Source organism: Flavobacterium sp. ARAG 55.4, assembly GCF_051846875.1.
GTDB lineage: Bacteria > Bacteroidota > Bacteroidia > Flavobacteriales > Flavobacteriaceae > Flavobacterium > Flavobacterium plantiphilum.
The window spans coordinates 391,961-417,521 of sequence record NZ_JBPYCT010000001.1; the positions used below are offsets into that span (position 1 = coordinate 391,961).

16 protein-coding genes and 1 tRNA gene are annotated in these 25,561 nt (G+C 36.5%); 14 read left to right on the forward strand and 3 right to left on the reverse strand.

Going from position 1 to position 25,561, the window contains the following annotated elements:
- Positions 1 to 76 precede the first annotated feature (76 nt).
- From ACSV4D_RS01715 to ACSV4D_RS01755, 9 genes are all read left to right on the forward strand, one after another.
- Positions 77 to 3,676, forward strand: coding sequence for a TonB-dependent receptor (locus ACSV4D_RS01715; RefSeq protein ID WP_439226886.1), 3,600 nt, complete (start codon positions 77 to 79; stop codon positions 3,674 to 3,676).
- 16 nt (positions 3,677 to 3,692) lie between these two features.
- Positions 3,693 to 5,507 carry a RagB/SusD family nutrient uptake outer membrane protein gene (locus tag ACSV4D_RS01720; protein ID WP_408081098.1) on the forward strand — a complete coding sequence of 605 codons (1,815 nt, stop codon included), beginning with the start codon at positions 3,693 to 3,695 and terminating at the stop codon, positions 5,505 to 5,507.
- Between the two features lie 20 nt (positions 5,508 to 5,527).
- A complete protein-coding gene (locus ACSV4D_RS01725) occupies positions 5,528 to 7,183 on the forward strand; it encodes a DUF4957 domain-containing protein (RefSeq protein WP_439226887.1) in 1,656 nt (551 codons plus the stop codon).
- A 203-nt stretch (positions 7,184 to 7,386) separates the two neighbouring features.
- Positions 7,387 to 8,853, forward strand: coding sequence for a pectate lyase family protein (locus ACSV4D_RS01730; protein WP_439226888.1), 1,467 nt, complete (start codon positions 7,387 to 7,389; stop codon positions 8,851 to 8,853).
- 31 nt (positions 8,854 to 8,884) lie between these two features.
- Entirely contained in the window at positions 8,885 to 10,450 is a 1,566-nt protein-coding gene (gene pelA / locus ACSV4D_RS01735; RefSeq protein WP_439226889.1) for a pectate lyase, read from the forward strand.
- 173 nt (positions 10,451 to 10,623) lie between these two features.
- Positions 10,624 to 14,841 carry a pectinesterase family protein gene (locus ACSV4D_RS01740; protein ID WP_439226890.1) on the forward strand — a complete coding sequence of 1,406 codons (4,218 nt, stop codon included), beginning with the start codon at positions 10,624 to 10,626 and terminating at the stop codon, positions 14,839 to 14,841.
- 4 nt (positions 14,842 to 14,845) lie between these two features.
- A complete protein-coding gene (locus ACSV4D_RS01745) occupies positions 14,846 to 15,538 on the forward strand; it encodes a hypothetical protein (RefSeq protein ID WP_439226891.1) in 693 nt (230 codons plus the stop codon).
- A 132-nt stretch (positions 15,539 to 15,670) separates the two neighbouring features.
- Positions 15,671 to 18,139: a glycosyl hydrolase family 95 catalytic domain-containing protein gene (locus ACSV4D_RS01750; protein ID WP_439226892.1), complete on the forward strand. Its 2,469-nt coding sequence runs from the start codon at positions 15,671 to 15,673 to the stop codon at positions 18,137 to 18,139.
- Positions 18,140 to 18,249: 110 nt separating this feature from the next.
- Positions 18,250 to 19,260 (forward strand): alpha/beta hydrolase fold domain-containing protein, encoded by a 1,011-nt coding sequence (locus ACSV4D_RS01755; protein WP_439226893.1) that lies wholly within the window; start codon positions 18,250 to 18,252, stop codon positions 19,258 to 19,260.
- A 64-nt stretch (positions 19,261 to 19,324) separates the two neighbouring features.
- Here ACSV4D_RS01755 and ACSV4D_RS01760 read toward each other — a convergent pair.
- Both ACSV4D_RS01760 and ACSV4D_RS01765 read right to left on the reverse strand, forming a co-directional pair.
- Positions 19,325 to 19,395, reverse strand: a tRNA-Trp gene (locus tag ACSV4D_RS01760).
- A 306-nt stretch (positions 19,396 to 19,701) separates the two neighbouring features.
- Positions 19,702 to 20,052 carry a winged helix-turn-helix transcriptional regulator gene (locus tag ACSV4D_RS01765; RefSeq protein ID WP_439226894.1) on the reverse strand — a complete coding sequence of 117 codons (351 nt, stop codon included), beginning with the start codon at positions 20,050 to 20,052 and terminating at the stop codon, positions 19,702 to 19,704.
- A gap of 264 nt (positions 20,053 to 20,316) precedes the next feature.
- Here ACSV4D_RS01765 and ACSV4D_RS01770 point away from each other — a divergent pair, with 264 nt between their 5' ends.
- From ACSV4D_RS01770 to ACSV4D_RS01785, 4 genes are all read left to right on the forward strand, one after another.
- Positions 20,317 to 21,351 carry an LLM class flavin-dependent oxidoreductase gene (locus tag ACSV4D_RS01770; protein ID WP_439226895.1) on the forward strand — a complete coding sequence of 345 codons (1,035 nt, stop codon included), beginning with the start codon at positions 20,317 to 20,319 and terminating at the stop codon, positions 21,349 to 21,351.
- Between the two features lie 153 nt (positions 21,352 to 21,504).
- Positions 21,505 to 22,155 (forward strand): nitroreductase, encoded by a 651-nt coding sequence (locus tag ACSV4D_RS01775; protein WP_439226896.1) that lies wholly within the window; start codon positions 21,505 to 21,507, stop codon positions 22,153 to 22,155.
- A complete protein-coding gene (locus ACSV4D_RS01780; RefSeq protein ID WP_439226897.1) occupies positions 22,112 to 23,245 on the forward strand; it encodes an LLM class flavin-dependent oxidoreductase in 1,134 nt (377 codons plus the stop codon). Before ACSV4D_RS01775 ends, ACSV4D_RS01780 begins: the two co-directional genes overlap by 44 nt.
- Positions 23,246 to 23,412: 167 nt before the next feature.
- Positions 23,413 to 23,658, forward strand: coding sequence for a hypothetical protein (locus ACSV4D_RS01785; protein WP_439226898.1), 246 nt, complete (start codon positions 23,413 to 23,415; stop codon positions 23,656 to 23,658).
- A gap of 55 nt (positions 23,659 to 23,713) precedes the next feature.
- On the opposite strand, the gene mgrA is transcribed toward ACSV4D_RS01785, so the two are convergent.
- Complete coding sequence (mgrA, locus tag ACSV4D_RS01790) at positions 23,714 to 24,703, reverse strand: L-glyceraldehyde 3-phosphate reductase (RefSeq protein ID WP_439226899.1); 990 nt, start codon at positions 24,701 to 24,703, stop codon at positions 23,714 to 23,716.
- A gap of 199 nt (positions 24,704 to 24,902) precedes the next feature.
- Here mgrA and ACSV4D_RS01795 point away from each other — a divergent pair, with 199 nt between their 5' ends.
- Positions 24,903 to 25,487 (forward strand): RNA polymerase sigma factor, encoded by a 585-nt coding sequence (locus ACSV4D_RS01795; protein WP_408081110.1) that lies wholly within the window; start codon positions 24,903 to 24,905, stop codon positions 25,485 to 25,487.
- The last annotated feature ends 74 nt before the right edge of the window (positions 25,488 to 25,561 follow it).

Consider the following 25,561-nt stretch of genomic DNA (forward strand, 5'->3'; position numbering starts at 1 on the left):
ACCAGTATTTCCCGATTTAGTAATGTGCTTTCAAACGACGTGTAGAAATCAAATCATTTAAAAAACAACCAAAATTATGAAAAAAATAATTAAAGGTGAATGGCTTTGTCCGTATTTGCCTAAAATTAGCCTGAAAATGAAACTAACCACACTATTGTTGATATTGTCTTTGGTGAGAATCCAAGCCAGTACCTATTCACAAAACACAAAGCTGACATTGAATGTGACTAATACTTCTGTTGAACAGTTATTCAATAAAATAGAGTCTGTTTCAGAATATCGATTTTTATTTGAAAGCAGTTTGATTGATTTAGACAGAAAGGTTTCCCTGAATGTTGAAAAAAAGAAAATAACTGAAATTTTAGAAAAAGTATTTAAAGGAACTGACATTGTATATACTATCAATGATCGCCAGATATTATTAGTAAAAAAGAAAGAGCAGCTCGTTCCGGTAAAAATGAATACAGTAGTGAAAACAGCTGATGAGCAGGATGCTATTTCGGTATCTGGAGTTGTAAAAGATGAAAATAATATGCCAATGCCAGGTTTAGGAGTTGTCGTTAAAGGTACTTCTGTTTCAACAAGTACCGATATGGATGGTAATTTTAAACTTAATTCAATTAGTCCAAACGCTACTTTGGTTTTTTCTTATATTGGTTATAAAGACCAGGTAGTTGAAGTAAAAAACCGAACTGTTATCAATGTTTCCATGCAGGTAGATATTAGCGAATTAAATGAAATAGTTGTTAATTATGGTTATGGAAAAGTAAGAAAGGCTGATATGACTGGTGCTACAGCGAGTATTACCAGTAAAGAGCTTTCTAAAATACCGGTAACTAATGCAGCCGAAGCTTTAAAAGGAAGATTACCTGGTGTAAATGTTACTTCAGCGGATGGTGAGCCAGGCGCAAGTATCAGGATTAGAGTTCGTGGAGGGACTTCGATTTCGCAAAACAATGATCCTTTGTTTATTGTTGATGGACTTATTGTGGGAAGTATCGATAATATTCCAGTAAATGATATTGCCAGTATTGATGTTTTAAAAGATGCTGCGGCTACGGCTATTTACGGAGCGCAAGGTTCTAACGGGGTAATTGTAGTAACTACTAAAGATCCTGTAGCAGGTAGGGTAAATGTATCTTACAATAATTTTTTCCAATTTAGTGAATTACCTAAAAACAGAAAATATGATGTATTAAGTCCTTATGAATTTGCATTGGCTAATTATGAGTATGCAGCGATTCAGGGAACGACTCAGTTAGAAAATTTTGAAAAATTCTATGGAAAGTATGATGATTTAGAATTGTATAAACAAAAAAGAGCGACGGACTGGCAGGATAAAATTTTTGGAGCTTCCAGGCTTTCTCAATCTCATAATTTAAGTATTGGAGGAGGTAATGAAGTTACTAAAGCTAATTTAAGTCTTACAAATAATAAAGATGAGGGCTTATTAAATGGATCCGGACTTGAAAGAACAGCCATTAACTTTAAATTAAATCAGCAGGTATTTAAAAATCTTAAGGCTGACTTTACGGCAAGAATTACTAATACTGTGATAGATGGTGCAGGCACCTCTACAAATGCACAATTAAAAATAAAAGATGCAGTTCAGGCAAGACCTATAAATGGTATTGCTGATGATCTGGATATCGATCTTACTCAGCTAAATAGTGATGATGATTTTCAACAATTTATCCTGAGTTTAGTAGATCCAAGCGAATTAATAAAACAGGATTGGAGAAAAAGAACGACGAATGAATATGTTTTTTCTGCTGGATTGACTTGGTCTATCTTAAAAGATTTGGATGCTAAGTCAACTGTTACTACATCCAGAGCATATTCTGAACAGTTAAGATTCTACGGACCACTTACTGGGGAGTCTTTTAATAATGGAGGAAGTTTACCACTAGGGGAAAGAACAATTGCTGAAGGTCAGACCTTACGTTTAGTAAATACCATGAATTATAGAAAAAAATGGGATGCGCTAAAATTAGATATTTTAGTAGGGCATGAGATCTACTCAAAAACAGGTAAAGATAATTTCTTGAGAGGTGAAGATTATAGATTATCAATTACCCCTGAGGAATTATTTGCAAACATGCAATTTGGAAGAGTAGATAGAATTGCAGGTGGTGAATCTACTCCAGCTAACAGAAATTCTTTTTTTGGGAGATTTGATTTTCAGCTAAATGATAAGTATATCTTGACACTTACGGGAAGAGCTGACGAATCGAGTAAGTTTAGAGGAAAAAACAGATTAGGGCTTTTTCCAGCTTTAGCATTTGCCTGGAAAATGAATAATGAAAATTTCTTGAAAGATGTAGATTTCGTAGATGAATTAAAGTTGAGATTAAGTTATGGAGAAACAGGAAATGATGGTATTTCAACTGAAGGATCCCAATTTTTATTCACCGGTTCTACCTTAAGAGGACCTGGTTTTGGAAATGTGGATAATCTGTATTATACACCTTCTAATATTTTATATAATCCTGATTTAATATGGGAAACTACTGCAACTGCGAATGTTGGTTTGGATTTTGGACTTTTTAACAGAAGATTAAGTGGTAGTATCGATTATTATAAAAATGTAACAAGGGATTTGCTTTATCAGGTAGATATACCTCTTAGTTCTGGTTTTGATAAACAATATGCTAATATTGGTAATACTTCAAACAGAGGTTTTGAACTTGCACTTAATGCTATAGTAGTTGATTCAGATGATTTTAATTTTTCGATTAATGCTAATATTGGAAAAAACGATTTTAAAATTGATAAACTGGATGGTAAAATAACCGAATTGAATAACATCAGATCCAATTGGGCAAGTACCGATTTAAAAAACATTAATGATTTCTATGTAAAAGTAGGTGGTAAAATCGGAGATTTTTATGGATTTGTAACGGATGGATTTTACTCAACTGATGATTTTCAAAGTTATGATGAAACTACTCGAAAATACATTTTAAAAGAAGGTGTACCAAATAGTGGCGCTCTTGTAGGGAATGCTAATATCAGACCTGGTTTCATGAAAATCAAAGATTTAAACGGAGATGGAGAAATTAATGATAATGATAGAAAAGTTTTAGGAAATGCTACACCAGATTTTCAGGGTGGTTTTGGTTTTAATGTAAGTTATAAAGGTTTTGATTTATCTACATTTTTTGACTACCAGGTTGGTAATGAGGTTTATAATACAGGGAAGATTCAATACAATCAATTCAGAAGAGTTACTTTTGGTAATTTATTATCAACAATGAGCTCAGATAACAGATTTACTTATGTTGATATAGACGGTCAATATACCGGAACTCCTGGAGGTATAGTGACTGACCTGACGCAATTAGCAGAAATGAACGAAGGGAAGAATATATGGTCGCATAGTAGTTTTGGTATTGCTCAGGCTGTTATTAGTGATTTTGCTATTGAAGACGGATCCTTTTTGAGATTAAACAATTTAACATTAGGATATAGTTTACCTAAAAAATTAATCTCAAAAGTTGGTTTATCACAATTCAGAATATTTGGTACAGGTAGAAATTTACATATTTGGACAAAATATTCCGGTTATGATCCGGATGTTAATTCACAGTCCAGAGATCCTCTTACGCCAGGTGTTGATTATTCTTCTTTTCCTAAAAGCCGTTCCTACACGCTTGGTTTAAACGTAACATTTTAAATAAAATATTTTAGATATGAAAACAAAATATATAATGGCCCTTTTAGCAATTTTGCTATTAGCCTCCTGTGAAAAAGATTTTTTAGACCCAGATTCTCTTTCAACTGTTGATAATAAATATATCTTTTCTAATGTTGATGATGCCAGAAAAGGCGTTAACGCAGTGTATTCTTATTTTCAACAGGATGCCTTTAGATCCAGACTATCAAATAATATGTGTGGTAATACTGATATTGAAAGAAATTCCGGATGGAATAGTACAGCAGACAGATACCAAATTTGGGATTTAAATGCTTTAGATACAAATGGGGATTTAAATATTGTATGGACATACGCCTATAGAGCTATCAGAGATGCTAATATAGCTATTGACGGAATAAAGCAAAGCGGTAATTTAGAATCTTCAGATGCAAGTGTAAAAAGAACTTTTAATCAATTATTAGGGGAATGTTATGTACTCAGAGCATATTGGTACAGTATGTTAGCCTATTATTTTGGAGATGTACCTTATTTGACGCAAGCCCCTGTCTCAGGGATGAATTTTAATCTTCCTAAATCAAACAGAAATGAAATTTTAACTCAGGAAATTCAAAATATAATTGATATAGAAGAGAGTATGTTATGGGCTGACCAGCTTCCATACGGTATTGAACAAGTGAATCGCGAATATGCTTTAGGGATGATTGCCAGACTATCATTACAAAGAGGCGGATATTATTTGACTCCGGAATTGAATATGGTAAGAGATAGCGATTATTTAGATTATTATCAAATTGCAAAAGATTATACTGAAAAATTAATTACATTAAAGGACAGAGTCTTACCTACAGATTTTAGAAAGATATTCATGAATCAATGTAAGTTTTTAACTCCTTTAAATGAAGAAATTTTATGGGAAGTTCCATTTCCTAAAGGAAGTGGTGATGTAGCATGGAATATCGGAATAACAGTAGATGGAGGACCAACTTCTAAACATGATTATGGTTCGGGTGGTAACTACATGGGAATCCCTGTTACTTATTATTTGTCTTTTGATAGTAAAGATAAACGTAGAGAAGTTACTTGTGCTTTATATAAAATTAATACAGATTTTGTTCCGGAATTTATTTCCAATGTAAATAACATTGCTCAAGGAAAATGGAGCAGACACTTTTTAGATACACCTCCAGGGAAACAATCTGCTAAAGGTACAGGTATTAACTGGCCTATGATGCGTTATGCAGACGTTCTATTGATGTATGCTGAAGCTGAAAATGAATTAAATGGTCCTACTGCTGAAGCTCAATATGCACTTAAAAGAGTACGTCAAAGAGCTTTTGATCAAACGGATTGGATTACTAAAGTGGATGGATATGTTGCTCAGGTATCAGGATCTAAAGCAGCTTTTTTTGATGCAATTGTTGATGAGCGTGCTTGGGAATTTGGTGGAGAAATGATACGTAAATATGAATTAATTAGATGGGGTATTTATTCAGATAAAGTGAAAGAAACTGTGGAAGGTCTGAAGAAATTAGCAGATGAGGCAAATTCAGGTACAGGTACAGGACCTGATTATATGTATTGGAAGTTGAATGAAAATGGTGATTTTGTAGTTTTAAATCCAGATACTAAAGTTGCCACTGCTCCTGATGATACATGGAAAAGACAGCCGTTTTTAATACAATTGTATAACAGTACAACTACTTATCAAGAGTGGATTACTAAGGATTATGCAAAATATTATTTAGATGGACCGAAACCAGGTGTAGCTAGATATATCTTTCCAATACCTGCAATTAATATAGCAAATAGTGATGGTACACTCAAAAATGATGGGTACGAATTTAAATAACCAGTTATAAAAATATAAAGATGAAAAATATAAATAATATTTTAAGTGTAAAGATAATTCTGTTTTTATGCTTAAGCGTTATAGTCTTTAATGCTTGTCAGGCAGACGAAGAAGTATTTGCAAAGACACGTTTGTTTCGACCAGTTCTTTCAGAAGATTTATTTGCTGAAGGTAATGTTGTAATTGTTAACATGGGAAAATTAAAAGAGGCAATTGGTTATACTGTAGAAGTGAGTAGAGATACTTTTAAAACCATTGATTATACTATAAATACTGAAGTAAGCCGTATTGAAATTAACGAGGAACTTATTGGTGAAGAATTATTTTGGAACACCTTGTATCAGATTAGAGCAACTGCTCATGCACAAGACCCTCAGTATGATAGTAAAGTTTCTGACCTAGGGAATGTGAAAACAGAACGTTTTCCAACAATATTAAATATTCCGGCTACTTTTGATGTGACTGATATCGCTGCCAGAGTATCATGGACAGTAGCAGGTGAGGCTGTGACAGGAATCAAAGTTTTTGCAGGGGACGATTTAAAACTTAAGACACCTCTGTTTCCTCAAAAATCTGTTTCTTCTGAAGAACAATTAGCCGGAGTTTCATTTGTTGAAGGATTATCTCCGGAAACAAGTTATCAGATTGCTATTTATAGTGGTACGACACTTAGAGGTTGGGTTGATTATAAAACCAAGGTAGCTGATATAGACCCTAATGGTCCGGGAGTTATTGATATTAGAGCAGATACGAGTCCTTCAGCGATAGATAATGCTTTAGCAACGGCTCCGGAAGGTGCAATTATATTAATAAAAAGAGGGATGACTTATGATATGCCGTCTTATGCAATGAATAAATCAGTAACTATTAGAGCGGCTTATGGTTTTGGCGAACAAAAAGCTAAATTATACAAAGATGGTAATATGAATATTGCATCCGGAACTAATATTGATCATATTCGTTTTATCGATTTGGAAATAAGAGGTAAAAATTATGCTGGAAATTATGTTTTTAATCCATCTAGTGGGAATACCGTCATTAATGAATTAACATTCGACAATTGTAAAATAGGTACATTAAGAGGGGTAGTAAGATTAAGAGGTACAAATGCGCTTATTAATACTTATGAAATTAAAAATTCTGTAGTAGATAGTATCGGAGGTTACGGTTTATTAACCTGTGATACTAATCCGGGTACTCCACAAACAGCTACTGTTAAGAATATTAAATTAACAAACAGTACTTTTAATAAAGTTACCTATTTGATTGTTTCCAGAAACAATTCCGAAAGCATAGCAATTGAAGGATCTACTTTTGCTAATGTAACCAACTATTTCCGTTATCTTGGAGGTGCGGGTAATGAAAATGTGACTAACGGAATTTCTATTAAAAATTCTATTTTTGGTCACGCCTGGGATGAAACCGGTGCAGCAACGACCTGGACAACTGTAGGGATTGTTAATGGTTTAGCTAATACCAGTTTTGATGTGAGTAACAGCTATACTACATCTGATATTACCTGGAGTAAAGAGGTTCCTAATTTGACTCCAAAAACATACTCTAAAAATCAAAGCGATTTATGGGTAGATCCACAAAATAATGATTTCAATTTTAAGGATAAATCTTTTATAGGAAGAATAACTGCGGGTGATCCTAGATGGAGATTGAAATTATAATTATTGGTTTGTATCACTTTTAGGTGAATTCTAAAACAAATCATTTACTTAGTTTCTGCAATACTTTCTAGTATTGCAGAAATCTTAAAGACCTATTAATAACAATAATTAGTTTGTTAGTTTTTTTATTGAGGCATGCTTATTTAATATGCATGCCTCTTTATGTATGCCCCAAATTTAAATAATTTAAATACCTTAAAAAGATGAAATTAATAAACCTTATTTTTTTAGTATTCTTAACCACTAACTGTAGCAAGGACTCCGGCTCCGAAAAAGAAACTGTTATTGAGGAAGTAACAGAAAAGCCGGTACAAACTAATGAAGAAGCTTTTGCTTTTCCGGGAGCTCAGGGATTCGGACAAAAAACAACCGGAGGAAGAGGTGGAAAAGTTTTATTTGTTACTAATTTAAATGATTCCGGTACAGGGAGCCTAAGAGCCGCTGTAGAAACAACCGGAGCACGTATTATACTTTTTAAAGTATCAGGAAACATCAGTCTTAAATCAGCCTTAAAAATTAACAATCCCGACATAACTATAGCTGGTCAATCAGCTCCGGGTGACGGAATCTGTGTTAAAGATTATCCTGTTACTGTAGCTGCTGATAATGTTATTATTCGCTATATACGGTTCCGAATGGGCGATGAAGCTCAGCAGGAAGGTGACGCATTAGGCGGACGGTTTCATAAAAATATCATTGTAGATCATTGTTCTATGAGCTGGTGTACCGATGAATGTGTTTCTTTTTATGCCAATGAAAATACCAGTGTTCAATGGTGTATTATTTCCGAAAGTTTAAAAACTTCCTTTCATGTCAAGGGTTCTCATGGTTATGGTGGCGTTTGGGGAGGTAGAAATGCGTCTTTCCATCATAATCTTTTAGCACATCACGATAGCCGGAATCCAAGATTAGGCGAAGAAGCAGGCAAAGCATTTGCTTTGACAGATTTAGTCGATTTGAGAAATAACGTAATCTACAATTGGGGAGGAAACAGCTGTTATGGAGGCGAAGCGATGAATGTAAACATCATCAACTGTTATTACAAACCCGGTCCAATGACTTCTAAAACAACACGTATTGTATCCATTGATAAAAATAAAATTTCTGGAACTGAAGTCTACAATATTTGGGGCAAATTTTATATCAGCGGAAATTATGTGGATGGAAGTCCGGCTACAACCGAAAACAATTGGGATTTAGGAGTCTACAATCAATTTCACTCCAGTTATGGGACTGTTTCTGATGCAGATAAAACAGCAATGAAATTAGCTCAGCCATTAGATATAAAAAATAATGTGACCACCCATACTGCTGTTGTTGCTTACGACAGAGTGCTGGCCTATAGTGGGGCTAATTTAGTACGGGATGCTGTTGATAAACGTATTGTAGACAATGTTAAAAACAATACTTATTCATTTGAAGGTTCAAATGGAGGAACTAAAGGCGCTATTGATTCTCAAAAGGATGTAGGCGGATGGCCTGAACTAAAAAGTACAACTCCTTTGTTAGATAGCGATAATGACGGAATGCCGGACGAATGGGAAGTTAAAATGAAACTTAATCCTAAAAAGGCTAATGCTAACGGAAAGGAACTCAGTACCGCTTATGATAATATAGAAGTATATGTTAACAGCTTAGTTGACGCAGTAAATTCAGGACAATACAATTAATTGATTTTAATAATATTTAATAATAAAAAATATGAAAAAAAGTATAGCTTTATTAGGTTTAGTATTCTTGTTTTTGTTTTCCTGTTCGAAAGACGACGATATGGATAAAGAAGTACAAGTAAAAACAATTGTAATTAATGGTAATAATGCACTGACCAGTACACCTAAGCCGCTTACAGTGACTGTGCTTCCTACAGATGCAAGTCAAAAAGAAGTAGAGTGGAGCGTTTCTGATTCTGAAGTTGCAGTAATTACCGAAACCGGAATACTAACCGGAATAAAAAACGGAACAGTAGAGGTTACTGCCAAGGCTACAGACGGATCAGGGGTTAAAGGAAGCAAAACGTATACTGTTTCGGGTATAACAACACCTACAGTATTTGTAGAAAATATAACGATTACAGCAGCTACAATCTCCAACGGTCAGCCATTACAGTTAACAACACAGATTACTCCTGCAAATGCGACTAACAAAACGCTTACCTGGACTATTTCAAATCAGGCTATAGCAACTATTAGTGCTACGGGATTATTGACCCCTAAAACCAATGGTACGGTAACTGTAACAGCAACCACTACTGATGGAAGTGGAAAAAGTACTCAAATTGATATAACTATTTCGGGCGTTTCGTTCCAAACGACAGTAAGAGGCGAAAGCATTTTGTTATGGCAAAGAAGTAATGGAGGCTGGGGAAAAGCTATTCCTGATTTAAATGATTACAATGTAGCACCAACAGCTCAGGAAAAAACTACTGCATTGGCTACAAAAAACAATACCGATACAACCATCGATAACGGACACGTGGTAACGGAATTGAGATGGTTACTGGCCGACTATAAAACAACTCAGAACCCGAATTATTTGGCTGCTGCCGAGAAAGCAATCGACTGGCTGTTTTTAGCACAATATGCTAATGGTGGCTGGCCACAATACTATCCGGACAAAAGTGGTTACAGACATCAGATAACCTATAATGATAATGCTATTGCGAATGTGATGAATTTGATGTGGGATATTATAAAAGGGAAAAACAATTTAGATCTGGTAAATACAGCTTATAAAGAGAAAGCAACTACCGCTTTTAACAAAGGAATTGATATTATATTGAAAACTCAAATTACGTATAAAGGCAAGAAAACAGTGTGGTGTGCACAACATGATGAAGTAACACTGCTGCCTGCATTAGCCAGATCCTATGAACTGCCATCTTTTAGTGGCTCAGAATCTGTGGCTATTGTACGTGTTTTGATGCTTGTAGAACAACCATCTGCAGCAGTAAAACAAGCGGTGAAAGATGCCGTTGACTGGTTTAACGGAGCCAAAATTTTTGATATCAAGACAGAAAAAATTAATGATTCTTCTCAGCCGTCAGGTCAGGATGTTGTGGTGGTTGCTGCACCCGGCAATGTAATCTGGGCAAGATTTTATGATTTAACGAATAATTTACCAATGTTTTGCGGTCGAGATGGAATTCCAAAAACTACATTGGCAGAAATTGAAAATGAGAGAAGGGTAGGGTATTCCTGGTACGGTAACTGGCCATCCGGTTTAATTGGTTCAGAATATACCAATTGGAAAGCGAAACATGGTTTATAAATGAATCTACTTTAAGATTTTTTTATAAAATTTGACCAACTAAAAACCATCATTAACCAACCAAAAAGAGAATAGTAATAGCTCAATACTTTTTTTATGCTATAAAGTTATTTTTATAAGCCCGGTATCCCGGGCTGCTATTACTATTCTCTTATGTTTATTTTCAATCAATTATGGGAAAAAACATTACTTTTTTTAAAATCGGAATACTCTTTCTGATTTTGGGGTTGCATTGTCAATCCTTTGCTCAATCGGTAAATACCACGGCAACAGTCAGCTGGGCATTTAATTCAGGAACGGCAAACCAGCTTCCTACTTATGGTTCCGGAACTGAGAGTTATTTTAAACCGGCTTTGGTTACACTGGCAAGCAATTATGTTTATAACGGTACAACCACTCCCAATGCGTCCACTGTAACAGCCGACCCCACTTTAGCGGGCGTGGTTTTTACAAATATAAAATGTGCCTTAGCATCAGGTAACTCTCCCGTAGGAGCAGTAGCAGAAAATTTATTAGCTTATAGTATTACACCGGTAACAGGATTAGATTTTAAACCTAGTTCGATTTCGTTCAATTGTCTGCGTTTTGGTACTGGCTCCGGTCTTATTGATTTGTATTGGAAATCTAATGACGGAACTACTACAACCTCAACATTAATACAGGCTAATATTAAACCCGCACGTGATGGAGCTATAGTAGCGGGAGATAATACCACCTCCGTAAATATTGATTTAGCATCATTGGCTTTACCAACATCTACAAAAGAATGTACTTTAGAGGTCTATATACATAGTCTGGGTTCCGGAAAATCAGTTGGTCTGTCCAATATAAAAATCAATGGAACTATTAAAGGAAGTGTTGCTGCTGTAACAACTTATACCTTAACAACCTCAGCTGTTCCAGAAACAGGAGGGAGTGTCAGTAATCTTCCGGTAGGCAGCATTCATGATGCAGGAACTTCGATTACAGTTACTGCTGCTAAAAACTTTGGTTATGCTTTTTCACATTGGGAAAACCCGGCTGGTCAACAAATATCGACAGACAATCCTTATACCTTTGCCATAGCAGCTGATACATCGCTAAAAGCAGTTTTTAATGTAAGAAACACCTATGCACTTAACCTGACGGTGAACGGTGGTAAAGAGTATATGGTAACTGCGACTCCCGCAGGTACTGAAGTGGGAGCTGTGATGAAATATGAAGAAGGGACCAATGTTTTGATTAAAGCATCCGCTAATCCGATAATGAGTTTTTCTAATTGGGGAACGGGGGAAACTACTTCGGAACTGTCAGTAGTGATGAATCAGGACAAGACAGTCAATGCGGTATTTAGCGTGGTTGATTATGTAGTGGGCTGGGATTTCTACAAAACGGGAAGTTCAGGACGTGTGGCAGATTTTGCTTCAAAAACAGATAATACTGCTTCAGCATTGGTGTTGAGAAAAGCAGATGGAACAAATACTTCCTGGTTGGGCAAATCAGTGTCAGAAGGAGGTAATTATGGAAGAGGTTCCGCTGTAAACTGGAGGCTTATAGATGATAAATATTATTATCAGATTAGCTTTAATGCCACCGATTTTATCAATATGAGTGTTCGTGCAGGTTTGTTGTTTAATTATGTTGCTTATTCTGTGCAAAATGTGGAATATTCTCTGGATGGAACCAATTTCACTCCCCTAGGTAGTTATACACTGACTACTCCACAAGTTTGGAATGACCAGACTTTTAATTTGCCTGCTGATGCTAATAACGCTCCGTTAGTTTATATCCGCTGGATTCCGGATTATACATCGCCTAGAATTGGTGCCGGAACAACTAATGACGGCACCTCTATTTCTGATATTTATGTATTAGGTTCACAGGCTATTGTTAATGATGGTGTTGCTCCTGTTTTGACCGCGAGCATTCCTGCAAATGGAGCTGCAACTGCATCAACAAGCGGGAATATTGTACTTAATTTTGACGAGAAAATCCAAATAACAGCAGCTGTTACTGCTATGCTCGGAAGTAAAACTTTAACCCCGGTAGTTTTTGGTAAAACAATAAGTTTTCCTTATACAGGCTTAGATTATAATACTAATTATACTTTTACACTTGCTGGCGGTGTAGTGTCTGATTTATCAGGAAATACGTTAACTACTCCTGTTTCTTTCTCATTCACTACTTTAAACAAGCCGGTGGTGACTAAGAAAAAGTATGATTTTATCGTAGGTGTCAATGGTGATTTTGCGGCAGCAAAAGCAGCAGCTCAGGCTAATGCTTCCACCGGGGAACGTTTCTTTATCTTTTTCCCTGATGGAGAATATGATTTGGGTAATACAACTGGAGATGCTACACAGCAAACCTCTATTGGTATTCCAAATGTATCTTACATTGGACAAAGCGCAGATGGAGTTATCCTGTTTAATAAACCTTTGGCAGCAAATGAAGGTATTGGAACTACACCAACTATTAATTTCCTTTCTTCGTCAACCAATATTTATATGCAGGATATAACCCTTTTGAACAAAATGGATTATCGTACAGGAACTTTCACAGGACGCGCTGTTGCTCTTCGGGATCAGGGCGACAGAAATATTTATAAAAATGTGAAACTGCTAAGCAATCAGGACACTTACTATACCGGAAATAACAGATACTACCTGGAAACAAGTGAAATTCACGGAACTGTAGATTTTATATTTGGTGGCGGTGATGTGTTTTTTAATGAATGTACGATGTATTTAGAGGATAGATCAGGCAATGTTGTTACTGCAAATGCAAGTAGTGCAGATCGTAATTGGGGATATGTTTTCAGTAATTGTACTATTGATGGTTTTGGTGTTAATAACAGCTCTTACAGACTGGGTCGTCCGTGGAATGGTCAGCCTAAAGTTGCCTATATTAATACAAAAATGAAGGTGCTTCCAACAGCAAATGGATGGGGTGATCCTATGAATGTTGTTCCTTATCGTTTTGCGGAATACAATAGTCAGACTACCACAGGAGGAATTGTAGATTTAAGCAATCGCCGTACTTCTTACACAAAAGATGCCACTACAGTGGTACTCAATCCTGTACTCACAGAAACACAGGCATTAACTTACACTATTGAGAATGTTTTGGGAGGAAATGATAGCTGGCAACCTAAACTATACACGGATCAGGCTGCAAAACCTAATAACGTAGTGCTTAACGGAACAACACTTGCATGGGACAATAATAATTATGTATTGGGTTGGGCTGTTTTCAAGGATGGACTATTTGTTGATTTTGTAACAACAAACAGTTACCTAATCCCTGCAGCAACGGTATCTGGTAAATATACAGTCAGAGCAGCTAATTCTATGGGAGGACTGGGTTCAGCATCAAATGAAATTACTATTAGCTGTCCGGATGTTTCAGCTTCTCCAATTGTTACTGCAGCAAATATCTCGCAAATAGCAGTAGGTACTACACTTCAATTATCGCATCCCATTTCTGGTGGAACATGGACAAGTAGTGCAACTGCTACAGCAACAATCGATGCGAATGGTTTGCTTACAGCTTTAGCCTCGGGAACTACTACTATTACTTATACTTTATGTACTAATTCTATAACAAAACAAATTGTCGTTGCAGCAGTAGAATCAGATAGTGATAATGACGGAGTGCCTGATAGTAAGGATTTATGTCCAAATACTACATCCGGTGCTGCAGTAGATGCGAATGGTTGCTTTACTTTGGCTTCTGATAATTTTTCAATAGAGGTTATTGGAGAAAGTTGTAAGGATAAAAAGAACGGGAAAATAATTATTGCTGCTAAAAAAGCATTGAATTATACTACAGTGATTAACGGAGTGACCTATAATTTTACTACTGCTAAAACAATTGAAAATGTCACGCCCGGAATGTATGATTTCTGTATTGCTGTTGCTTCTGAATCCTATAGCCAATGCTTTAATGTAGCGGTGGAAAGCGGAACGAATATAACTGCTAAAACAGCCATGGTTTCGGATAAACTTTCAGTAGATATTGAAAAAGGTACAGCACCTTATACTGTTTTGCTAAATGGAAAAAATGTATTAGAAACTACTGCTGCTTCTTTTTCAATTGATGTAAATCCCGGAGATTTAGTTCAGGTTCAGACGGCAATTGCCTGTGAAGGAACAATCAATTCAAAAATCGATAATGCTTTGTTGGTGGCTTATCCAAATCCAACTACAGCAGCTTTTGATATTGATATCCCTCTTGGGCTTGATAATGTAAAAGTGGACTTGCTGGATGTTAAATCGCAATTAATTTCCTCTGACAGCTACAAAGTAACTGATGGGAAAGTCCAAATGAATCTGGAGTCTAATCCTGTAGGTGTTTATTTTGTCAGGGTGTATTTATCTGAGGAGACAGCAGTATTCAGAATTATAAAAAAATAATAAAATGAGAAAATATTTATTCCCAATATGTTGTGCTTTGTTATTAATGTCTTGTGGAGGCGGAGACGATAATTCAGATCCTGTTACTGAAAATAAAGCACCTTCAATCCCCGGTTTAGTGACACCAGCAAATAATTTATTGTGTATTGATAATGTAGTGGTTTTTGAATGGAATGCTGCATCTGATCCGGATTTTGATGCTATAACTTACCAAATTGAAGTTGCTAAAGACAATCAGTTTAAACAAATTGATTACACTAATTCCGCATCAGGAACAACTAAAAGCATTTCATTAGAAAAAGGGATGCGTTATTATTGGAGGGTAAAAGCAATAGATTCACAAAATTTATCCGGTAAATATTCGGAGGTATTTCAGTTTTATACCGAAGGTGTCGGATTAACCAATCATTTGCCTTTTGTCCCGTCGCTTGTAAAACCGGAATTGTCTTCGGTTTTAACGACTAATTCAGTCATTTTAGAATGGGATGCTTCGGATGTAGATGCAAATGATGTACTTACTTATGATGTGTATTTTGGAACAACAAATCCGCCAACTGCAAAGATTTCTTCTAATCAAAGTCTGAAAACTTATACTCAGAGTCTGAATTCTTCAGGAACATACTATTGGAGTGTGGACGTAAAAGATCAAAAAGGAGGAATTTCAAAAGGGCAGGTTTGGAGATTTGTTAAAAATTAGTTTTTTAAATTATATAAAGCTATTCGGGATTAATTTTTCGAATAGCTTTATATTTATATTTTTCTAAAAAAGGAGTCATTGTTTAAAAAAATAAATAAATCATGTAATATTAGTATTGCAAAACAATAAAGAATGAACAAAATTAAAATTATTACCAGTTGTTTAGTAGTTTCGATAGCCGTTTTTCAGGGAAATGCACAGCAAAAATTAAAATTACACTACGATAAACCATCCACTAATTGGAATGAAGCATTGCCAATAGGAAACGGTCGTTTGGGGGCAATGGTTTTTGGAAACCCGGAAAAAGAAGAGCTGCAATTAAACGAAGAAACCGTTTGGGCGGGTGAACCCGGTAATAATGTGCCTAAAAATGTTTATTCTAATATTGAAGAAATAAGAAAATTACTTTTCGAAAATAAAAATAAAGAAGCTCAGGATTTAGCCAATAAAACTTTCCCTAGACAAGCTCCAAAAGATTTAAACTACGGAATGCCGTATCAAACTGTAGGAAGTTTGTGGATTGAATTTCCGGGTCACGAAAATTATTCTGATTATAAAAGGGATTTGGATATAGAAAAAGCAGTTTCGTCTGTAAGCTATGAAGCCAATGGTGTTAATTATAAACGGGAAATATTTGCTTCCTTTGCTGATGATGTCATTGTAGTGAGACTGACTGCCGATAAGAAAGAAAGCATTAGTTTTTCATTGTCAGCTACAAGTCCGCAACTGATTAGTAATTTTAAAACTCAGGATAACAAACTCTTTTTTGAAGGAACAACCGGAGATGCCGATAATAAAAAAGGGAAAATAAAATTCGTAGGAGAAGCAGCCTGTACGCTAAAAGGAGGAAGATTAACAGCTACAGCAGATAAACTTACCATCACCAATGCCGATGAGGTTATTATACGAATTTCGATTGCAACCAATTTTAGGAATTACAAAGAGCTGTCGGTTGATGCAACCGAAAAAGCTACTGCCATTTTAGAAAAAGCTTCGAAAAAAAACTATGCTGAATCTTATCAAAACCACGTTGCAGCCTACCAAAAGTATTTTAACAGAGTTTCTTTGTATCTGGGAGATTCGCCTCAGTCCGATAAAACTACTGATGTAAGAATTAAAGAATTTGCTACTTCTTATGACCCGCAATTGGTGGGGCTATATTTTCAGTTTGGAAGATACTTGTTGATTTCCAGTTCGCAGCCCGGAAATCAGCCGGCGAATCTTCAGGGAATTTGGAATCATAAATTAAATCCTTCGTGGGACAGTAAGTATACGGTAAATATTAATACCGAAATGAATTATTGGCCTGCCGAAATAACAAATCTGAGTGAAATGCACCAGCCGTTATTCAGTATGCTGAAAGATTTAGCCCAGACAGGAAAAGAAAGTGCTTCCGAAATGTACCATGCCCGTGGTTGGAACATGCACCATAACACTGATTTGTGGCGCATGACAGGAGTAGTAGACGGTGGTTTTTATGGGCTTTGGCCAATGGGTGGTGCATGGCTTACGCAGCATTTGTGGCAACACTATTTATATACTGGTGATAAAGCATTCTTACAAGAGTATTATCCGGTTTTAAAAGGGGCAGCCCAGTTTTATCTGGATGTGCTTCAGGAAGAACCGGAACACAAATGGCTGGTTGTTGCTCCGTCCATGTCTCCCGAAAATACGTATGAAAGCAGTGTGGGCGTTTCTGCGGGAACAACCATGGATAATCAGTTGGTTTTTGATGTATTCAATAATATACTTAATGCTTCTGAAATTTTAGAAACAGATAAACCATTTGCTGATTCGGTTGCTGTTGCTCTAAAAAGATTGCCTCCAATGCAAATTGGTAAACTTTCGCAATTGCAGGAATGGCTTCATAACTGGGACAAACCAAATGATCATCACAGGCATATTTCACATTTATATTGTCTGTTTCCATCGGGACAAATTTCACCATTCCGAACTCCGCAATTGGTCGAAGCAGCAAAGAATACGCTGATTTCCAGAGGGGATGTTTCCACAGGATGGTCTATGGGCTGGAAAGTAAACTGGTGGGCTCGATTACTGGATGGAAACAGAGCTTTCAAATTAATAAAAGATCAACTAAGTCCCGCGCCACTTGAAACAAAAGGACAACAGGGAGGAACCTATCCCAATCTTTTAGATGCACATCCACCTTTTCAAATTGATGGAAATTTTGGCTGTACTGCCGGAATTACTGAGATGTTGTTACAAAGTTATGATGGCGTAATTTATGTACTTCCGGCTTTACCGGATAATTTTAAAAACGGTAAAGTTACGGGTTTAAAAGCCAGAGGTGGTTTTGAAATAGATATCGAATGGGTAAACGGAAAGCTAAAACAGCTAAATGTGAAATCGGAGTTGGGAGGAAATTGCAGATTGCGTCTGGCTTCGGATATTATGCTTGAGGGAGAAACAAATTTGGCTGTTGCCAAAGGAGAAAATACCAATCCTTTTTTCCAAATTTCCACAATCAAAGAACCGCTAATTTCAGAAAAAGCAAATTTAAAAGGATTTAAAATTCCTGAAACCAAGGAATACGATTTTAATACCCTTGCCGGAAAAACCTATAGTTTTAAAGCGAAATAATTAAAAAAATCAATAGGGATGGACTTTAGCCTAATAAATGGGTTTATGTTTTAATTTATAAAGTGTTTTTTATAAATTCATTCCAAGAAATATTAATTTAAAAATTACCGATGAAAAAATTAGGATTGTATTGTACAAACAAAAAATTAAAAACTATATCGTTTTTGTTTTTTGTGATTTGTTATCAAAATCTAAACGCACAATATTTAAAAGGTCTCACCCAAGTAAGAGATACATCTTTTGCGACAGCGAGTGCTTTTAAAAAAACATTGAAATACCATCCTAATACCACGATGGTTCCTGAAATGCATTTTGAAAATGTAAAGCAAAAAAACAATATTACCTATTGTAGTTATGGCAAACGCAAAATGAAATTGGATGTTTTTTATGATAAAAATGCAACGCAAAAGCAAACTGCAATTATCATTATCCACGGTGGAGGCTGGCGTTCCGGGAACAGGCAACAACACCATCCGATGGCACAAAAATTAGCGAGTTTAGGGTATGTGTGTTTCACTCCGGAATACCGACTTTCGACTGAGGCACTTTTTCCGGCTGCTATTTATGATGTGAAAGCTGCCATACGTTGGGTTCGAAAAAATGCCAGTCAATACAATGTTAATCCTAATCAGATTGTAGCATTGGGGTTCTCTGCCGGAGGCGAAATGGCAGCCTTTATGGGAACAACAGCGAATATGCCACTGTTTGAGGGTGTGGTAACCAATTCCGATTCTCAGTCTCAGGTAAATGCGGTAGTCGATATTGACGGAACGTTATCTTTTGTGCATCCTGAAGGAGGAGAAGGGGATGAAAGTAAAAATGTTTCTGCAGGAACTTATTGGTTTGGTTATACTAAAAAAGACAATCCAAAACTCTGGGAAGCCGCATCACCTTTAAGTTATGTAAGTGCACAAACCCCTCCCTTTGTTTTTATCAATAGTTCTGTAGCGCGAATGCATGCCGGCAGAGATGATTTTAGAAAAGTGCTGACCGAAAACGGGATCTATTCCGAAGTGCATGAATTTGAAAACTCACCACATACTTTTTGTTTGTTCGAGCCTTGGTTTAGTCCTACCATTGGATATATTGATAGTTTCTTGAAAAAAGTTTTTAAGAAATAAAAAGTAAGTTTTATAAAATAACAAAGCCTCAAAATTATTTTTGAGGCTTTGTTATTTTAGTTTGCACGGGCGGAGGGATTCGAACCCCCATCAACGGTTTTGGAGACCGCTATTCTACCCTTGAACTACGCCCGTAGTAAAAGTTTTGTGGGCGCAAATATAGTTTTATTTGGTAAAATAACTAATACCAAAAACAAGTATAACCAATAAATTTTAGCTGTTTTTGATAACCAATTGGTTGTCAGTAAAATGATTTTTTAAATTCATCATACCTAAGAATCCTATTGTAAGCAAAACCATTTTATGTTTGCTAATTGACTTTTTTCTCCAAATAGAAAAAGTTTTTACGATATAGAAAAACAAATCTTCAATTTAGCACTAAACCTGCATCTTGCCCAGATAAGATGTTGACGGTAGTTTTTAGTACTGCTTCTTAAATCCTTACTCTTTATTAAATATTTTCTTTCTGTGATTTATACCCCAATCTTTAAGCGCAAGGATTATCGGATTTAATGTAGCTGCATAAGGCGTCAGTTTATACAAGATTTTTACTGGATAATCGTCTATCACAATTCTTTTGATGAGCAGGTGTTCCTCCAAATCCTTCAGCTCTTTTGCCAAAACTTTTGGTGTTAAGCCATCGATGCTATCCTGAATATCCGTAAATCTTTCATTGCCAAAACCCAATGAAATAATAATTTGCAATTTCCATTTGCCATTGATAACCTCTAAGGTGTCGCGCACGGGTATCACAGTTTCCAGACAGTTATTGTATCTTTTTTTTACAGACATACTTATTTGGTTTTTACTTTCCTTTAGGAAAGTACTATACAAAGGAAAGTTATTTTTAGTAAATTTGCAAGAGAAATTATAAGACAGACTACATAGATAAATACTGCGGTATTAACTCTTTAAAAATAATAGTCAATAGACACGGTCTTAATATTTGGTATCGGACCGATTGGTAAAGATGAAGACCAGGATTTTGAGAATCAGATGCTATTGGGGCTTATTGTTAGAATTTCTTAAGTAAAGATTAACAGCATCTCAGAATATATGAAGAAAGAAAAAATAGGATATTCCATTTTAGAACTAGCTGTAGTTTCCCAAGATGACACTATACAACAAACGCTGCACAAGTCATTGGCGCTTGCTAAAGAGGCGGAAGCTTCAAACTACAAACGCATTTGGTTTGCAGAGCACCATAATTCAGATAATATTGGCAGTAGCGCTACCTCTTTGCTTATTGGGTATGTCGCAGAAAACACTAACAGCATAAGAGTAGGGTCAGGAGGGATTATGCTTCCCAACCACTCTCCCCTAATTATAGCGGAACAATTTGGAACTTTGGCGCATTTGTATCCTGACAGGATTGATTTAGGTCTGGGGCGGGCACCGGGTACAGATCCTCAAACTGCCCAAGCTATACGATCTGATTTTATGCAGGCAGCGCATTCATTTCCCGGGGAGATAAAGAAAATTCAGCAATACTTTTCTCTGGAAAATAAAAACTCGAATGTACGAGCTACCATTGCGGAAGGTACAAATGTGCCCCTTTATATATTAGGCTCCAGCACAGATAGTGCTCACTTGGCAGCAAAAGAAGGCTTGCCTTATGCCTTTGCGAGTCATTTTGCATCCACACACTTACAGAATGCTTTAAGGATATACGAACAGGAGTTTCAACCTTCTGAATTTCTCCAGCAACCTTATAAAATTGCAGGAGTCAACGTTTATATAGCAGACACAGACGAAGAAGCCGAACGCATGTTCACCAGCTTAATCAGAATGTTTATGTCAGTATTAACGGGAGCCAGAGAGCCCCTGCATCCGCCAACAGCAATGACAGAGGAATTGGCTGCCATGTTTAATCACACTTCTTTAAATCAAATGCTGAAATATTCTTTTGTAGGAAATAAACAGACCGTGAAAAGTCAGATTCAGGTTTTTCTTGATGAAACTGGAGTGGATGAACTGATAGCGGTATCTACAGCATACGCCTTAGAAGACCGGTTGAAATCTGTTAGACTATTTGCAGAAATTATGACCGAAATAAACCTCAATGATAGCGAGTTGTATAAAGCCAAATAGCTCTTTTTGCAAACGATTGAAATTCTTTTTCATTCAAAGAAATTCAATAAAACATTCATTTAAATTTTAATAAAAAAAGCATCAACTATGGAAGAAAATAGTTTAAAAAATAATCTTCATGGATCTATAGCCGAATCGCCATCTTTTCACAAAGTGGTTCGAGAAAGAACATCTTGTCGAGGCTTCCTACCGGATCAAGTACCTTCAGACATCCTAAATTCTGTCCTAGAAGAAGCTTCTTTAGCTCCCTCAAACTGCAATACACAACCTTGGGAAACCCACGTGGTTTCTGGAGACAAGCTTAAACAATTATCGGAAGCCATCTTAAAAGCGGATGAGGCAGGAAATATGTCGCCTGATTTCAGCTTTGATGCAGCTGAGTTTTATGGGCGTTATGATGAACGTAGGTTTGACCAAGGCAAAGCACTTTATGAAGCGTTTTCTGTTAAACGTGAAAATAAAGAAGGTCGAAAAGAAGTTTCAAATCAAAATTATAAATTTTACAATGCGCCACATTTAGCCATTCCATTCATGCCTTCATTTGGTGATAATGTACGTGTTGGCGGAGATATTGGAATGTATGGTCAAAACTTTCTTTTGTCTCTTACGGCTCACGGATTAGCAGGAGTACCGCAAACGGCTGTAGGTTTTTTTGCTGATACTGTAAGGGAAATATTGAATGTTCCAAAAGAACTTAGAATGTTATTCGGAATTTCTTTCGGTTATGCAGATCCAAGTGCACCCGGTAACAGCTATAAACTTGGCAGAGACCCGATTTTCAGAACAGTTGTTTTTCATCAGTAATACATTTTTTCTAATGGATAAAGCAAAAATGAACAAAAAGAAAATGATACTGGGTGTGGTTCTGGGGAATAACTTCGGAAATAATCCCGCCACCTGGCGAAAGTCACACATTGATCCCAGCTCATATACGAACATTGATGCTACGGTAAAGCAGGCAAGGACAGCGGAACGAGGCGGAATGGATTTTATTTTCCTACCCGACCGTCTCTTCATGCGTGGAAACCCTGCCTTGTCACCTCCCATATTCAACATTGACCCGATCATCACTCTTTCGGCAGTAGCCCAGGCGACCGAACGTATTGGGCTGATTGGTACGGCATCCACCACCTTCACAGAGCCGTATCTCTTGGCCCGTCAACTCAAGGCACTCGATGTTATTAGTCGAGGCAGGGCAGGATGGAATGCCGTCCCAAGCTACGAACCCGAAGCCTTCGCCAACTTTGGTATGACATTGCCACCACGGGAAAAAAAGTATGAGCGGCTCCACGAAGTGATACACCTCGTACAGGCACTCTGGGGAAGCTGGGGCGAAAAGGCAGGGAAGCCCGACCAAGCCGGCATGTTCGCTAACCCAGCTTATATTCGACCTGTCAACCTTCAGAGAAGACATGTTGGGGCACGCGGACCACTACCTGTCCCTCCATCAGAGCAAGGTCAGCCAGTCATTATGATGCCTGTAACCAGTGGATATGGACTAAAGGCAGCTGGCATGTACGCCAATCTAGTTATTGGAATGCCATCTAGTATGGAACAACACCGGGCTATGCGCCAAACCTTGCAAGAGGCAGCGGTGCAGGCTGGCCGTGGACCAGAGGAAATAAAGTTTGTTGTATTTGCCCCTTATACGGGTTTAACGGCTGAGCAGGTAGCTGACCACCTACAAGAATTGTTTGAGGCTGAGGCGGTAGATGGGTTTGTGATGAACTTTGACGATTTTCATACTGAAATAGATGAATTTGTTGAACGTGTTATACCTATTCTGCGCAAACGCGGTCTAATTCCCGACGGCTACCAAGGAAAGACCCTCCGCGATCATTTGGAACTGCCATCACAGTACGGACTCGATCCTCGTATCGTGTCTAATTTATAAGTTAGGTACTACAGCTACAGCATAAATTCTTGAGGAATCAATGCTTTCAGTTTTATTTGTCAAATTATTACAAATGGTTCAGGTGCAACTTGTTGAAAATGAGTTTCTTTGTCTTTTATTTTGTTGTAAAATTTCATATATTTGAAATACTTAAAAAATAAATCAATATGGATGAGTTAGTTACTTTAACAGAAGAAGACTTGCAAACACGCTCTTCCTATTTGTGTAAAATTGCAAGCGAGAAAAAATTCAGTTTTGGTTGGGAAGATATGGAAAGCCATTTTGAGCTGTTCATTGAAGAAGAGACGGGATTGCGGATTTTTGATGAAATTGTATTAGTTAGTGGTGTACCAACCTTAGAAAGGACACATCGGTTTTATGATATTATCGAAAATGAACTGGATAAATACTAGTTTTTTGCCGCTGCAAAAAAAAACGAGCCATAAAGATTGTTTATGGCTCGTTTTTTTATTTCAAAATTTGATTGATTGCATCCAGTTCTTCTTTGGTAAAACTAATATTATCCAATGCCTTAATAGAATCGGTAATTTGTTCCGGTTTACTGGAGCCAATAAGTACCGAGGTAATCCGTTCATCTCGTAATAACCAGGCGAGTGCCATTTGGGCTAATTTTTGACCTCTTTCTCTGGCAATGTTGTTCAGAGCAATGATTTTTTCAATTCGTTCAGGGGTAATATGGTCGGCTTTTAGGAATTGTCCGCTGGTGGCTACTCTCGAATCGGCAGGAATGCCGTTCAAATATTTGTCGGTTAATAATCCCTGTGCTAAAGGCGAAAACGGAATGCAACCCACTTGTTCTTTGCCTAGTAAATCCAAAAGTCCGTCTTCAACCCAACGCTCAAACATCGAATATTTGGGTTGGTGAATCAGGCAGGGAGTTCCCATTTCTTTTAAAATTTTGAAAGCTTTTGCGGCTTCTGCCGGACGGTAGTTGGAAATACCAACATACAACGCTTTTCCTTGTTGAACAATCAAATTCAAAGCTGCCATGGTTTCCTCTAATGGTGTTTCCGGATCGGGTCTGTGATGGTAAAATATATCCACATATTCCAAGTCCATTCTTTTTAAACTTTGGTCTAAACTGGAAACCAGATATTTCTTCGAACCCCAATCGCCATACGGACCGTCCCACATGGTGTAACCCGCTTTTGAAGAAATAATCATTTCATCTCTGTAATTTTTGAAATCTATTTTCAAAATTTTCCCAAAACAAGTTTCAGCTGATCCCGGTGGTGGTCCGTAATTATTGGCCAGATCAAAATGGGTGATTCCATTGTCAAAAGCTGTTTTTATCAGGTTTCTGCTGTTTTTAAAATCGCTGTTTTCCCCGAAGTTGTGCCATAATCCTAATGAAAAGGCAGAGAGTTTTAATCCTGAATTACCACATCTGCGGTATTCCATTTTATCGTATCGATTTGTCGCTGGTTGATATTCCATTTGTTGAATGTTTTCCATAATCGTTTACGAAAATAGAATTTTATTTTGGAATAATGGAGCAGGTTTTTTTATATTATAGTTCGGTTTATAATTTGATTCTTTTTTTATTTGCTAAAATTTTTATGTTAAAATTTTAAGATATTCGAAAATTGATTATTTATTTTTAGATTTGACCCACTAACCCCTAAACTATATTTTAATGGCATTTGTAAATAAATACAATGACCTGGATCTTGTGAAGCGTCTTCAGGAAAACGATGAGGGGGCTTTGACAATTATCTATAAAGAATATTGGGAAATCATGTATCTGGCAGCTTATAACCTTGTTAAAGATAAGTCCGTGTGTGAAGATATTGTTCAGGAAGTATTTATTTCATTATGGCAAAGGAGAGAAAAGTTACAGATAAAAGCTTCTTTGAAAAGTTATTTGTACACCAGTACGGTTTATAAAGTTTATGATCATTTTAATAAAAATAAAAAAATGCTGAAGGATGAGTTGTTTGATAATTTCGAAAATAAAATTGAATCTTCTAATCCGGAAACCAAATTAATGCATGAAGAATTAATGCATCATTTTGATACTATTGTAGATTCTTTACCGGATAAATGCAGGGAAGTTTATAAGCTGAGCAGAGAGAGTATGTTGTCTAATAAAGAAATAGCGGAGCAATTAAATATTTCGCAACGTACAGTTGAAGGGCATATTTCTAAGGCACTTAAAATTTTAAAAGAATCACTTGGAGTGGTTGTGAGTATTGAGTTTATCTTATATTTTTTCAGATAAAAATTTTATATGTGTAAAAAAAAGTAAAAAAAAATACAAATAGAGCAGGTGTGAAACGTTTTTTTGGAGACTTA

Bases quoted from the DNA above. Each gene is read 5' to 3' on its own strand.
- ACSV4D_RS01715 (WP_439226886.1), top strand. From the start codon at position 77: ATGAAAAAAATAATTAAAGGTGAATGGCTTTGTCCGTATTTGCCTAAA.
- ACSV4D_RS01720 (WP_408081098.1), top strand. From the start codon at position 3,693: ATGAAAACAAAATATATAATGGCCCTTTTAGCAATTTTGCTATTAGCC.
- ACSV4D_RS01725 (WP_439226887.1), top strand. From the start codon at position 5,528: ATGAAAAATATAAATAATATTTTAAGTGTAAAGATAATTCTGTTTTTA.
- ACSV4D_RS01730 (WP_439226888.1), top strand. From the start codon at position 7,387: ATGAAATTAATAAACCTTATTTTTTTAGTATTCTTAACCACTAACTGT.
- pelA (WP_439226889.1), top strand. From the start codon at position 8,885: ATGAAAAAAAGTATAGCTTTATTAGGTTTAGTATTCTTGTTTTTGTTT.
- ACSV4D_RS01740 (WP_439226890.1), top strand. From the start codon at position 10,624: ATGGGAAAAAACATTACTTTTTTTAAAATCGGAATACTCTTTCTGATT.
- ACSV4D_RS01745 (WP_439226891.1), top strand. From the start codon at position 14,846: ATGAGAAAATATTTATTCCCAATATGTTGTGCTTTGTTATTAATGTCT.
- ACSV4D_RS01750 (WP_439226892.1), top strand. From the start codon at position 15,671: ATGAACAAAATTAAAATTATTACCAGTTGTTTAGTAGTTTCGATAGCC.
- ACSV4D_RS01755 (WP_439226893.1), top strand. From the start codon at position 18,250: ATGAAAAAATTAGGATTGTATTGTACAAACAAAAAATTAAAAACTATA.
- ACSV4D_RS01765 (WP_439226894.1), bottom strand. From the start codon at position 20,052: ATGTCTGTAAAAAAAAGATACAATAACTGTCTGGAAACTGTGATACCC.
- ACSV4D_RS01770 (WP_439226895.1), top strand. From the start codon at position 20,317: ATGAAGAAAGAAAAAATAGGATATTCCATTTTAGAACTAGCTGTAGTT.
- ACSV4D_RS01785 (WP_439226898.1), top strand. From the start codon at position 23,413: ATGGATGAGTTAGTTACTTTAACAGAAGAAGACTTGCAAACACGCTCT.
- mgrA (WP_439226899.1), bottom strand. From the start codon at position 24,703: ATGGAATATCAACCAGCGACAAATCGATACGATAAAATGGAATACCGC.
- ACSV4D_RS01795 (WP_408081110.1), top strand. From the start codon at position 24,903: ATGGCATTTGTAAATAAATACAATGACCTGGATCTTGTGAAGCGTCTT.